The sequence below is a fragment of the Actinomadura soli genome (genome assembly GCF_005889715.1).
Lineage (GTDB): Bacteria > Actinomycetota > Actinomycetes > Streptosporangiales > Streptosporangiaceae > Spirillospora > Spirillospora soli.
Map to the genome: position 1 here is coordinate 14596 of NZ_VCKW01000112.1, position 12508 is coordinate 27103.

The 12508-nt window shown below is 67.6% G+C and carries 13 protein-coding genes and 1 tRNA gene; 9 read left to right on the forward strand and 5 right to left on the reverse strand.

The features are described from left to right. Window positions 1–24 precede the first annotated feature (24 nt). Complete coding sequence (locus ETD83_RS21785; protein WP_138646990.1) at window positions 25–1638, forward strand: PucR family transcriptional regulator; 1614 nt, start codon at window positions 25–27, stop codon at window positions 1636–1638. Between the two features lie 39 nt (window positions 1639–1677). Beyond that, the gene (locus tag ETD83_RS21790; RefSeq protein ID WP_138646991.1) at window positions 1678–2076 is read left to right on the forward strand and encodes a DUF4360 domain-containing protein; all 399 of its coding nucleotides are present in this window, start codon (window positions 1678–1680) and stop codon (window positions 2074–2076) included. Window positions 2077–2202: 126 nt separating this feature from the next. On the opposite strand, the gene ETD83_RS21795 is transcribed toward ETD83_RS21790, so the two are convergent. After that, window positions 2203–2496 (reverse strand): hypothetical protein, encoded by a 294-nt coding sequence (locus tag ETD83_RS21795; protein ID WP_138646992.1) that lies wholly within the window; start codon window positions 2494–2496, stop codon window positions 2203–2205. Between ETD83_RS21795 and ETD83_RS44685 the strand changes: the two genes are divergently transcribed. From ETD83_RS44685 to ETD83_RS21815, 5 genes are all read left to right on the forward strand, one after another. Then, window positions 2483–2854 (forward strand): hypothetical protein, encoded by a 372-nt coding sequence (locus ETD83_RS44685; protein WP_230421071.1) that lies wholly within the window; start codon window positions 2483–2485, stop codon window positions 2852–2854. The genes ETD83_RS21795 and ETD83_RS44685 overlap by 14 nt on opposite strands. Further along, window positions 2764–3921 (forward strand): hypothetical protein, encoded by a 1158-nt coding sequence (locus ETD83_RS21800; protein WP_230421072.1) that lies wholly within the window; start codon window positions 2764–2766, stop codon window positions 3919–3921. The genes ETD83_RS44685 and ETD83_RS21800 overlap by 91 nt, the downstream gene beginning before the upstream one ends. 326 nt (window positions 3922–4247) lie before the next feature. After that, the gene (locus tag ETD83_RS21805) at window positions 4248–5423 is read left to right on the forward strand and encodes a hypothetical protein (RefSeq protein ID WP_138646993.1); all 1176 of its coding nucleotides are present in this window, start codon (window positions 4248–4250) and stop codon (window positions 5421–5423) included. Window positions 5424–6137: 714 nt separating this feature from the next. Next, window positions 6138–7085, forward strand: a complete 948-nt coding sequence (locus tag ETD83_RS21810; RefSeq protein WP_205717810.1) for a sulfotransferase domain-containing protein — start codon at window positions 6138–6140, stop codon at window positions 7083–7085. A gap of 30 nt (window positions 7086–7115) precedes the next feature. After that, on the forward strand, window positions 7116–7340 hold the full coding sequence (locus ETD83_RS21815; protein WP_138646994.1) for a hypothetical protein: 225 nt from the start codon (window positions 7116–7118) through the stop codon (window positions 7338–7340). A 344-nt stretch (window positions 7341–7684) separates the two neighbouring features. On the opposite strand, the gene ETD83_RS21820 is transcribed toward ETD83_RS21815, so the two are convergent. The 4 genes from ETD83_RS21820 to ETD83_RS21835 form a co-directional block, all read right to left on the reverse strand. Next, a tRNA-Lys gene (locus ETD83_RS21820) sits at window positions 7685–7757 on the reverse strand. A 69-nt stretch (window positions 7758–7826) separates the two neighbouring features. After that, window positions 7827–8396, reverse strand: coding sequence for a response regulator transcription factor (locus ETD83_RS21825; protein ID WP_138646995.1), 570 nt, complete (start codon window positions 8394–8396; stop codon window positions 7827–7829). A gap of 424 nt (window positions 8397–8820) precedes the next feature. Next, complete coding sequence (locus ETD83_RS21830) at window positions 8821–9984, reverse strand: type III PLP-dependent enzyme (RefSeq protein ID WP_138646996.1); 1164 nt, start codon at window positions 9982–9984, stop codon at window positions 8821–8823. Between the two features lie 21 nt (window positions 9985–10005). Next, window positions 10006–10773: a GntR family transcriptional regulator gene (locus tag ETD83_RS21835; protein ID WP_138646997.1), complete on the reverse strand. Its 768-nt coding sequence runs from the start codon at window positions 10771–10773 to the stop codon at window positions 10006–10008. Window positions 10774–11589: 816 nt separating this feature from the next. Between ETD83_RS21835 and ETD83_RS21840 the strand changes: the two genes are divergently transcribed. Together ETD83_RS21840 and ETD83_RS21845 are read left to right on the forward strand one after the other, a co-directional pair. After that, window positions 11590–11973, forward strand: coding sequence for a hypothetical protein (locus tag ETD83_RS21840; RefSeq protein WP_138646998.1), 384 nt, complete (start codon window positions 11590–11592; stop codon window positions 11971–11973). Further along, a complete protein-coding gene (locus ETD83_RS21845) occupies window positions 11973–12173 on the forward strand; it encodes a hypothetical protein (protein WP_138646999.1) in 201 nt (66 codons plus the stop codon). Before ETD83_RS21840 ends, ETD83_RS21845 begins: the two co-directional genes overlap by 1 nt. Window positions 12174–12508 lie beyond the last annotated feature (335 nt).

Below are 12508 nucleotides of genomic sequence, written 5' to 3' on the forward strand. Positions count from 1 at the left end.
AACGTGTCGTTTAGGACGAGTGCGATGTACACAATCGGAGACCTGCAAAGCAACGTCGATCTCGGGCTGGAGCTGAGGGTCGGGGGCAACCGCGCGAAGACCGCGGAGATCGCCCGGGCCGAGGTGCTGCGACTGGGGCAGCTGCCCACCGCGGAGCACCGCGCGGTGCTGCTGCTCACCAGCGGCCTGCCCGAGGACGTGAGCCCCGGCAGTTCGCAAGCGCTCGTCGCCGCCGCGAAGAGCGCGGGCGCGGTCGGCGTCGTCCACACGCTGGCGGCCGACGCCGCCCAGCTGCCCGCGGCCATCGTGGAAGCCGCCGCGGCCCTGGACCTGCCGCTGCTCTCGGCCCCGGCCAACGCGTCCCTGCGCTCCATCAAGGACGCCGTCAACGAACGCGTGGCGCGCAGCGAACTCGTCCTCTACCAGCAGCTGCTCACGCTCCAGTCCAGCCTCATCGCCGCCGTCTCGACGCCTGACCCGACGGACTCGCTGCTCCGCCGCCTCGGCGCCCTGGTCAACAGCACGGTGATCCTCTACCACCCCGACGGGCGGCTCCTCGCGGCCACGGGGGACGGGCCCACGAACGTCATCTGGCAGCGCATCGACAAGTCGTCCCAGGAACGGCAGCAGTTCACCGTCGGGCAGTGGCACGTCGTGGCCTCGCTGATCAACGGACCGGAGGAGGCGCACCGCTGGATCGTGCTGGCGAGGCGCGGCCATCCGACCTCGCAGGAGATCGTGTCGCAGCTGATCACCACCGTCGAGCAGCTCCTCGACGTGATCGCCCTCAGCCGGCGCGCCGCCGCGACCGAGGAGGCACACCAGCGCGCCGACGTCCTCCAGCGACTGGTGTCGAACAACGGCTACGAGAAGTTCGGCTGGGACCATGTCCGCCGGTTCGGGTTCGAGCCGCACGGCCCCTGCTTCGTCGCCACCATCGCCCTGCCGCACTGGAGCCGGCGCCGGCTCGACCCCGAACTGCACTCGCAGCAGCTGAGGGACGTCACGCAGATCCTGCGCGGCCTCATCTCCAATTCCTCGTCGCCGCACCTCGTCGGCTCCCACGAGGGCGTCGCGGTCGTGCTCCTGCAGTGCTCCGACAGCCGCCTCATCGACGAATCCGTCAGCGTCCTCGGCGCCCGCAAGCTCCAGGCGTCCGCCGGGATCGGCCGCAAGGTGGCGTCGCTGGACCTGATCGGCAACAGCTACCGGGACGCGCGCCTGGCACTGACCCGCAGCCTGACCCGCGCGACCGACGTCCCCGCGGTGCAGCGGTTCGAGGACTTCGCCGTCGCCGACATCGCCATCAGCACCGCCGACGAGGACCAGCTGATCAGGCGCTCGCACGACCTGCTGGCCAAGATAGAGGGCAGCGAACATCTCCTCGAGACGCTGATCGTCTACATGCAGAACGACCTCAGCATCAACGACACCGCGAACGAGCTGAACATCCACCCCAACTCGGTGCGGTACCGGATCAGCCGCGCCGAAGAGCTGATCGGCGGATCGCTGCGTTCACTGCCGACCATCGTGGACGTCTTCCTCGCGGTCCAGGTCATCGCGCGCAACAGGGCGGGCTCCGTCTTCACCCTCAACGAACACCGGACCACCCCCCACGTCAACGTCGCCCTGGGCTGACCGCGTCGCGTCCTTTGTCCGTCAATTCGCTGGTTCAGGATGCCCGGTCCACACCGTCTGGGCGGACGCCTGGCCGGAGAAGGAGACCTTCAGGGTCGTCTACGGCGCATACCTGGCGCAGGCCCATTCGCCCACCTGGAGACCGGCGCGAACGCCGCCCTGAAGGTCGGCCACTACGTCCAGGGCCAGTCCTGGGGCGGGGTCGTCACGCACAACCTGAACGGCCCCTACGACGAAATCTGGAGGTTCACCCACCGGCCGCCGGCGGACGAGCTCGTCTACAAGCCGTGCGGCGAGGACCGGAACGTCGTCCTTGTGACCAGCCTGCGAGTCGACAGGGGCACCTCGGATCCGTCGAAGACCAGCTACATCGCGATGGACGCCGTAGGCGAGGGCGTCTGGACCACCTACCACCTCACCTGGAAGCCCTGCCCATAGCGAGCCCCGACCCGAGAGTCGTCCGAATTCGACGGCCTCAAATCATCCGCAGCGGCATCGCCTCAAAGAACCATCGGACCCCGCCGCGGACGATGTTGTTCTGGGCGATGCCGCCGGGGACGGGCGTCAGTAGGCGCCCTGGATGCTGGGGCCGGCCTTCGGCTCCTTGAAGACGCGGTGGACCATGTCGCTGAAGTAGTCAAGGTCGAGCGAGTCGTACGACGGATCGAAGGAGCTCTGGTCGTAGCGCTCGCAGAACACTACGCAGTCGGCGTAGTAGGGGTGGTCCTTGTACTTGTCCCGCGCGTTGCGGTCGGCGCCGATGTGGTGGGCGTAGTAGTAAGCCTGGAACAAGGCGTGCTTCTCGATGATCCAGGCGATCCGCTCGGACACGAAGGGACGCAGGATGGAGGCCACCATCGGCCCGTGGCTGCACGCCTATCCCTACGCCCCCGGGCTCGCGACGTTCCTGGTCGAGACCGACGAGCGGACCTGGCGCAACGCGGGCCTGGACGGTTTCGACGCCGCCGCCGCGGCCCCCGGCGCCAATGACGAGGTCAGCCGCCGCTACCTGGAACAGGTGTTCAGCGCGGACCTCGGCGGGGAACGGCTGCAGGCGAACAACTCGCGCTGGGCCCGGTTCGCAATATCCGCTGCGGGCGCTGGAGCGCGGGCAACGTCGTCCTCATCGGGGACGCCGCACACACCGCTCACTTCTCGGTCGGATCGGGCACCACCCTGGCCATGGACGACGCCATCACCCTGGCGACGGAACTAACCACCCAACCCCGCACCGAACTGGCCTTCCAGCGGTTCGAAGAGCAGCGGCGTCCGATCGTCGAGCGGCTCCAGATGCGGGCCGAAGCCAGCCGGCTCTGGTGGGAGACCATGGGCCAGCGCCTCGACCGCGACGCCGCCGACCTCGCGTTCCACTACCTGACCCGAACCGGCGCGCTGTCCTTCGACCGCGTCCGGGTGGCCTTTCCCGACCTCGCGCGGACGGTCCGCGCCGGCTTCGACGACGCGGTGGCGGCGACGACGGGAGTCGGCGACCGTGCCGATGACCCGCTGTGCAGCCCCGTCCGCGTCCGCGACGACGTCCTGCCCAGCCGGCTGGTCGTCACCAAGCCGCCGCTCCGCGTCGACCCCGCGCGATCACGATGCCAAACTCGCCCTTTTCGGCGGCCTGGCACTCTGCGGCGCCGCCGCGGTCATCGCCGACCTGACCGGCCCGGAGACGGAATTCGACGCCGGCGCGTGGCGCGAGGTCAACCGGCGCGTGTCCGCCCTGACACCGGCCATGCTCGGGGTGCGGATCGCCGCCGACGACCAGGCGGCGCACGACAAGGCCGTCGAAGCCGAGTTCCGGCTCATCGAGTTCGATCTCTCCGCTCCCTCGACCGACCTGAACTCGCTGCGCCGCCTCGCCGACGCCATCAGAGTCCTCCGCAAGGACAGCGCGCTCCTTCGCTTGGTCGCCATGGACCTGGGCTGGCCCCGGACGACGCCGTACCGAACCGGCGCCGAGGCTCTCGTGGACGGACTGGCACACCTCGCCGGGGCTGGTCTGGACATCGTCCGGCTCCATTCGGCCGCGCCCGAGCCCACGGCGCAGATCGAGACGATGCAACTGGCAGAGCAGGTGCGCCGTGCGACGGGCCTGCGCGTGCTCGCCGGCGGTTCCGCGTTCAGCGAAGAACAACTACGCACCGAGGTCCTCGCGGGCCGAATCGACCTCGCCGAATCCTGGCCGACCCCCCTACCCCGACTCGATACCGTCGAGACACCAAGCCACCCACCCTCCCTACTCTGACCGACCCGCGCCCAACACGCCTCTGGACGTAGTGGAGTGGTCACCTTCCCATTGCCGGTACGTAGCTGGACGTAGGCAGCCGCCCAGCGGCTCACGTTCTCCCTTCGGGTCAGGAAAGGACGCGTCCCAGTAAAAGCCGGGGTGTGGTGATTGGTCGTGAGGGAGTAAGGCCGAGCCAAGCGGTCGCGGTCAACTCAACTCTCCGTTGGGGTAAGCGGGCGAGACCCCTCCCGTCTGTTGCGGTAGAGGATGAGGCCCCTGGAAGGGTGATCGTCGCGGGCGGAGGCCCGCGATGCTGATCAGGCGCCTGATCCCCGTCTTGCTGACCGTCGAACGGACGCAGCACTTGGAGGCTTGCGTGAGCATCGAACCGGGTCCGGATCTGCGTGGGTTGCTCGTACCTACCTCGCGCGTGGCGTTGCGGGCTCTCCCGGTCCCGCCGCTGGCCGATGATCGTGACCGCTACTTGCGTCTGCACACCCTGGTCGTGCATGTCTTTCCCGCTGTCTCCGAGGCTGAGACGTTGCGGGACCTCCACCAGATCGACCAGGAACCCGAGAATCAGGGCCGGATCCAGCTGTTGGAAGGGGCATGCGGCCTGGCCGAGGTGCATGAGATCTTGCGTGCCTCCCGCCGCAACGCCCCGGTCCTTGCCGCCGCAGTCCGGCGCGAGGAGGCGGTCTTTGACGGCTGGAGCGACGAAGGCCGCGCGCTGCTGGCGCGTGAACTGGGCCGCACTGCTGGGGAAGATGTCTGGGAGCTGATCCTCATCGCTGCCGACTACCACCGCGGCCTGGCCCGGCGGACCGCCCGGCGGCTGATGCGCGGCGGCCTGGCCATGGACTCCTACAGCGATCATCTGTGGACCAGCGACGAGATCGACCACCAGGTGCTCAGCGCCTGGAATCCGGTTCCTTATCTGCAGCCGCCCGTCAAGACCGGCGGATCCGCCCCGATCGGCCCTGCGGACGTCGACCACCTGCACGGCATAGCCGCCCTGCTGGGGGGCAGTCCGACATCCCACGACCCCGAGCGATTCACCGCGCTCGCCGAGTTCTTGAGGGGCTTGGAGGAGATGACCCGGCAACGAACATTGCGGATTGAGGAACAAGACAAGAAGGACCATCAAATATCCAGGGAGCAGGCGAAAGATCAGCGAGAAGAGCTGGCCCGAGTGCGTGGCCGCGAACGGCACGAACTGGCGAGCACGTTCAAAAGAGAAAACGCCAAGCTCGAACAAGGGCGGACCATACGCAACGAGCGCGAGCAACGTAACTGGGATGTGACGGTGCAGAACTACCTTGACCGGGCGTCCCTCCAACAGCGTGAGGAGTTTGCTCAGCTCACCCACGAACTGGAGACCACCGTCTTCCTCCGCCAGGTCAAACAGCTCGTCGGAACGGAGACCCGGCTCGTGGACGGCGTGGTCTGGCGGCGCGAGCTTCGGTATTTCTGCGACTTATGGGGCGCGGGCATTGATTACTCCATCCCCACCGAGCAGCGCACCGGCGTCATCATCACTCCCGCTCCGTAACCGGCGCCACCCCCACGTAACGTCCCTGGCCGTTGGCCTGAGGATGTGAATTCCAGGCCATCGTGTCAATCACTAGGGGTTCGTGCGTAATTTAGCAACAGCATTGCCGCAGCCTCCTCATGCCCGCCCTTGAACGCGTGGACCCCGGGACCGAGCTCCCACAGCCCTTTCCACCATAGTGCGAGCACCACATCAAGCCCAGCAAGATCCGTCTCATAGCTTGCCACTGAAAGATTGACTGGGCGCCCGGATCGCAAATTTTCTGCAAGACGCTCTTGATCGGTGTGCTTCCAGCGAAAGGACATTGTTAGTGGCAGGGTTCGAAATTTCCTACGTTGAAGTAGGTGCGCAAGTCCGCATAAGGAGCCGAGAGGTCGCCTTCCCGGACCGGAGGCCCGAGCGAGGTGATCACCTCGCTGGAGGAGACAGCCCCAGGGCCGCAGGTCGTCCGCATGCTCGAGCGTGACCTGCGGAGCCTCGGGTGATCGGGCAATACCGAAATCGTGCATGACCGGCACACCGGGATGGCCGAGGACGTCGGCTGAGCTGTTCGAGCGCATCCGGCGTGATTCGTGGCGGGAGGGGCTGCCTGGCAGGAACCGACGCTGTTTACCACCGAGGTCCGCGCCGCGTTCCGGTCATTGCGCTAGCGGGGCGCTCCGGTCATTCACGGCACGGTTGACGGCCCGATCTGGTTGCCGCCATTCTCCCTGCATGGGCTTGGGGGAACGCGTTCGCTACCAGACCTCCTTCACGGACTCGGCCCGCTGGGATGGGTTCGTGTTCCGTCCCGGCGACATCGTGATCAGCACCCCGGCGAAGTGCGGCACGACCTGGCTGCAGATGATCTGCGCCCTGGAGATCTTCAAGAGCGCGACATTCGACCGGCCGCTCGACCAGATCTCGCCGTGGCTGGACGTCCTGCTGCGCCCGCTCACCGGAGTGCTGGCCGACCTCGAGGCACAGCCGCACCGGCGGTTCATCAAGACCCATGCGCCCCTGGACGGATTGCCCTTCGACGACCGGGTCACCTACCTGTGCGCAAGCCGGGACCCCCGGGATGTGGCCGTGTCCTTGGACAGCCATGCCAGCAACACCGACCGGGCCGTGTCCCTGGCATTGCGGGAGGATGCCGTGGGCGCCGTGGTCCTTGAGGAGTTGCTGGCCGCCGCTCCGTCCCTGCCGAGCGGGACCGCGCGCGAGCGCTTCTGGTCCTGGGTCAATCCGGCCGCGCCCGGGAAGGCCGTGTCCGACCTGGAGATCATGCTTCACCATCTGGACACGTTCTGGCAGGTCCGCGACCAGCCGAACATCGTGCTGCTGCGCTACGAGGACCTCCTTGATGACCTCGAAGGGCAGATGCGCTACATAGCAGCCCGGCTCGGGATCGCCATCACCGAGACGGCCTGGCCGGACCTGGTCCAGGCCGCCACGTTCGCGGCCATGAAGGGCCGGGCCGGCGAGCTCGCGCCCGAAGCCAGCCACGACGGCTTCTATCACGACCACAGCCAGTTCTTCCACAGCGGATCAACAGGCCAGTGGCGGCAGGTCCTCAGCGAGGAGGAGCTTCCCCGGTACGCCGCCCGAGTCGCCGAATGCGCGCCCGCCGACCTTGCCGCCTGGATCCATCGGCCCGCGCTGCCGGCGGCAGACGACCTCTAAAGGCGCGGTGCATGACTGAAGACGCGGTGCATGAGTGAAGACGCGCCGGAGCTGACCGCGGAACTGGTGGCGGACGGCGTCGTGCCGTCGCAGCCGGTGATCTCGCCCGACGGGTGCCGGGTTGCCTACGCCGTCGCTCCGGCCGGCTGCAAGACAGAGTGTCGAATGCGCGTGATATGGCTGGCCGCCGTTGACGGTAGCTCACCATCGGCGAAGCTGACCGCCATCAGCCTGACCGCCAGGCCTGGTCGATGAGGGCCCTGGCCACAAGCCCCGACGAGGCCCGCACAAGCGGGGCCGCAAGCATCAGAGGACGGCACGGTCGGATAACCGCCACGTTCTGACCCCAAGTTGCTGGGGGGAATGCGCGTTCCAGAGCTGTACGGCTCCCTCGTCCATGACGCGCCACACGGAAGGCGATAAATGAAGACCTATTCGCGCGTCGGGCTGTGTCCGATGCGAGTGCGGGCATGCCTTCGTGCAGAGTCCGACGTTGTCGAATGCCCTGCGGAGTCGCGGCCTTTGGAGCGGGCCCCAGGCGGGACCCATACAAGATCAGGGGCGATGCTGGATCTGGGTGTTGTTGCTGGTGAGGGCGGTGCGCCGTCAGGGACTTGAACCCCGAACCCGCGGATTAAGAGTCCGCTGCTCTGCCAATTGAGCTAACGGCGCGTGTCAGCGGGCCTCCGGCCCTTGCGACAGGAAGAACAGTATCAGGAGCTGCGGACCTGTGCGAATCGGTTAGTCCTGGGCGGGGAGGACGCTGACCATGCCGCGCCAGAGGGCGATGGCGGTCGCGCGGGAGCTGACGCCGAGCTTGGAGTAGATGCGGTTGACGTGGTTCTTCACCGTCTTCTCGCTGAGGAAGAGCTGGCGGGCGATCTCCCCGTTGGAGCGTCCGGTGGCGATGAGGTCCATGACCTCGGACTCGCGGGCGGACAGCCCGAGGGTCGTGCGGGACGCGTCGCGGACGCCGCGGATGAGGTCGGGGACGGTGAAGGAGCCGGGGACGAGGTGGCCGCAGGCGCCGGCGCGGAGGGCGTCCTGGGCGGCGGGATCGTCCGCGCCTGCGAGGACGAAGACGCGGGACGTGTGGCTGAGGGGTGTCGCGTGCCCTGCGGCCGCGGCGTCCAGGAGGACGATGTCGGGGCGCAGGCGCTCGGCCAGGGAGAGGGCCGCGGCGGGGTCGGGGGTCTCGGCGACGACGCTGAGCTCGTCGCTGGCGTCGAGCAGGGTGGTCACGTCGGCTCGGACCTGGGGGTCTCCGTCCACTACGAGGACGCGCAGGGGGGCCGTCTCATCGACACTCATCCGTTGCCCTTGGGGTGTCGTAGGCATGTATAGGGTCGGAGCATAACGGGCCGATGATCCTGAGTCGACGCGTCCGCCATGACGAAGGCCCCGGCCGAGTGGCCGGGGCCTTCGTCAAAGGGTGAGTGAGGGGACTTGAACCCCCGACATCTTGGACCACAACAGGGCACGTCCAAGGCCGGAAGTTGCCGGTCTTGGCTGCTTAACCAGGTCAGGGATGATGCGGGTACCTAGTGGCCCGTACCCTGACCACCTCTGACCGCACCTCGCGGGAGTGCTCCGCTCCCGCTCTCACTCCCCACTCTCCCCCCAGTGATGGGAACCCACGGCCCCGCCACCTCACGGACAGAAGGCCGGTCATCCGCCTTCCAGTTAGATGACCGGCCTTCTGTTGTCTCCATGCCTCGAATCGAGGGGGGCTTAGCTAGGGGGCATCCAGGTAGCGGAACGTAGGCTTTGGATGCATCAGGAAGTCGTGGTGCGAGATATTCCATGCGTAGGCGCCGGACATGGAGAAGGCGACTAGGTCGCCAACGGTGACGCGGTCTGTGGGGACTGCGCGTGCGAAGACGTCCTTTGGTGTGCAGAGCTGGCCGACGAGGGTCACCGTTTCGCCAGCGACCGCGGGGCCGTCGCCGTTGCGGTTGACGACGTCGAACGGCTGGTTGTGTTGCTTGGTGACTGGTGTCCGGATGTGCATGGTTCCGCCACGTAGGACGGCATACCACTCGCCGTGCGCCTTCTTCACGTCCAGGACCTCGGTGACGTACCACCCGGCGTAGACGCTGATGGACCGGCCCGGTTCGATGCGCAGTGTCTCGCCCGGCTCGGCCAGCGCGGCAACGTCGGTGCCGTACTGCTTCCAGTCGAACCGGGTCTCGGGCGTGCTGTAGTCAACCGCCATCCCACCGCCAAGGTTGAACTCACGCGGCCCCGTGTGGCCGATCCTGTCGAGCCACGCGCGGCCCCACGCAAGGATTTCGGTGGATTGGGCCACCATGCCAGACGCGTCCAGGCCGGATGCAAGGTGCGCATGGATGCCACGTAGACGCATCTGTGGTGAGGTCGTCAGGATGTCGATGCAGGACTCGATTAGATCCGGGTCCATGCCGAACGGGCCGTTCATTGCGAGCGCGACGCCGCTGCGGTCGCCTGCGAGGTTGAGGCGTAGCAGGATATCGACCTCCTGGCCGGTCGTCCGGAGGATGCTTGCAAGTCGGGACAGCTCGTACGGGCTTTCGACGTGGATGCGCTCGACGCCGAGTTCGAGCGCTAGGCGAAGCTCGTCATCGGTCTTTCCGGGGCCACCGAACGCCAACCGAGCGTCCGGCAGTGCTTCGCGGACGTGCGCCAGTTCGCCACCGGACGCGACCTCGATTCCATCCACGTAGGGGTCGAGCGTGCGCAGGATAGGCACGTCCGGGTTGGCTTTTGCGGCATAGAAGATCTCCGGCGCACCGGGCCCCGACAGGGCAGTCTTGACCTCGGCCGCGTGCTCTCGCAATGCCGCGAGGTCGTAGACGAACGCGGGTAGTTCGCCCTTACCAGCAAGTGCTTGCGCATGGTCTTCGACTAGACGCGTGATCATCGGGTGTCGTCTCTCCGGTTGTCAGGCGAGTGGGAACTCGTATTGGGCCGTGAGGTAGTGAGCGGGGGCCACTGAGATAGTCACCTCGACGGCGCGCCCCTCGGCGGTCATGCCGACATGTGTGATCTCCACGACGGTGCGTTCGGGGCTGATCTCCAGGGCGTGTGCTTCGGCGTCGGTAGGCAGGCGACTTGGGATGATCTGTTCGCGCGCCGACACCTGCCGGTGACCGAGTTCGGCGAGTGCGCTCTTGACGCCGCCGACGATCACCGGGCCCGCTTCTTCCAGGACGGTGCCTTCGGCGATGGCGAGGGGGAACCAACTGGCGTTGAGTCGGACGGGGATGCCGCTGGCGAGCAAGCGACGGCGGCGGACAAGGCAGTTCGTTTCTCCGGTTGGCAACCCGAGCGCTTCGGAGACCTCGGCGGGGGGCTCGGCGCGCTCCGTGGTGATCTCGTGTTGTGGCTCCAGACCTCGGTCAAGAACCTCGGCGTCGAACGCGCCTCTGGCACCCTGGTTCTCGCGCGTCGCGCGGTCATATCGCGCCGGAGAGTGAAGCATCGGCGGAAGCCAGGTGACCATAGTTCCCCGTCCCTGCCGGGGGCGGACTATGCCCTCGGCTGCGAGTACCTGCATTGCCCTGTTCACCAAGCTACGGGACGCGCCGTAGCGCTCGGCAAGCTCCGGCTCGGGAGGCAGGACGGACCCCGTCGGGTACTCCCCGGCGATGATCTCCTGACGAATTTTTGCGGCGATGTCACGGAAACCGTGACGCTCCGAGTGCTGCATGACCTGCTCCTTCCTTAGCCCGCTTAGGTCTACCTAACCAGAGATGACGCCAAACGCCAAACGACTGGCGCCTCTTGACATCTCGCTTCGGGTGGACATAATCAGGGTACGCGGACGCCAAACGTTTAGCGTTTGGCCTCCGTCGACAACTTCACATGGCGTCGCTGGTCGGAGCCCTGGAGTGTCTGGGTTGACGAGTCACGAGGTCCCTGGACCGGCACTGATCAGGCGATGCCGCCCGAAGCTCGTAGCGCTTGCGCTGCCTGTCCCGTGCGGGGCGTCGTGCCCGATGTGGGCACGTCGGTCTCGTGCGGGGCGGGGAAGGCAAGAGCCAAAATCTGGAGGGCTCCGACCCATGCGGCACAACGGACAGCCGGTCATCCTCGCCAGCTCCCTGCCCCCGAACTTGATCAGTCTGTCGGAGCGCAGTTGCGCGCTGGTCGCGTGCCCGACGTGCGGCGCGTGGAAGTCGATCAAGCGGGGGATGGTCACCGCGCACCGCGGCCCGCACGTGCCGGGCGCGGACGCCTGGCCGGCGGAGTTCCGGCCGTCGCCACCGCGGTGCCCGGGTAGCGGGCAGCGGGTGCGCGTTGACCTGTCGGTTGACCAGTGGCGGCAGCGGCTCGCCGACACCTGCCGGGAGGCTGGCCGACGCCGCCCCACCCGGGTGATCCCGCGCCCCAAGCCGCCCGTTGCGCGGGCAGTTGTCCAGCTCGCCGCCCGCTAACTCTCTTCTCTCGTCTGTGCGCCCCGGCCTGATTCAGGCCGGGGCGCTGTGCGTTGTCCTGTTCCTCGTTCTGCAAGGAGGTTGGTTCGATGACCGATGCCACCGATGCCGGTGCGCGTGCGCGGCTGATTGCCGGGCTCCGTGAGCTGGCGGACTACCTAGAGACGACCCCGGCGCCGGTCCCGCGGTACGGCGCGGAGGTCACCGTGCACGCGCAGGGCACCGACGCGCAGCAGTGTGCCGAGGTGGATCGAGCGGCGGCGGTGCTGGGCAGCCCGGTCAGCGACCGGCTCGCCGTGTCCGGCCACTACGAGACCGTCCGCACGTTCGGGGTGGTGTCCCTGCGTGTTGTGGCCATCACCGAGGCGAGGATGGCCAGGTACCGCGCCCACATCTCCTACGCCGACAACGTGTTGCCGGACGACGACTCCGACGTCACCGCGCAGGAGGACGTTGCGGTCAGGGCCGCGTGATGGACCGTCAACGGCCCCGCCTGGTCAAGGTGCGCCTGTCCGGTGACGCCGACGATGTGGCGGCGCTGGCCGACCTGCTGACGGAGTTGCCCGGCGACCGGTGCGCGGTCGGTGAGGTTTCGGCTCCGTACCCGAACCGGCGTGACAGCGGCGTGCGCCGCTATCTCGACGTCGTGTTGACCGGCCCGGCCGAAGGCTAAGGGCCCCGAAGAGTTCCCCCAAAGACCCGGGACGCCTCCACCACCAAGCAGCGACGCCCCGGGCTCCTCCAAAGGAAGGAAGGTCCAACGATGGCCGACAACCCCACCAAGGACAAGTCCTCGAACTGGCCGAACGGTGAGCCCCAGAGCGTCCGGGACGCCTACGACGCCAAGGGCGACAAGTCCGGCAAGAGCAAGTAGCCACCCCACCCGGAGCGGCCCGAGCCGCCCGGCACGCACGCCGTCAGGCCCGCCCCCCACCACCCGGGGGGCGGGCCTGACGGCGTTGCGGGACCCGTCCCGGAAGGACACCTGCCATGAACGGCATGCCTGCC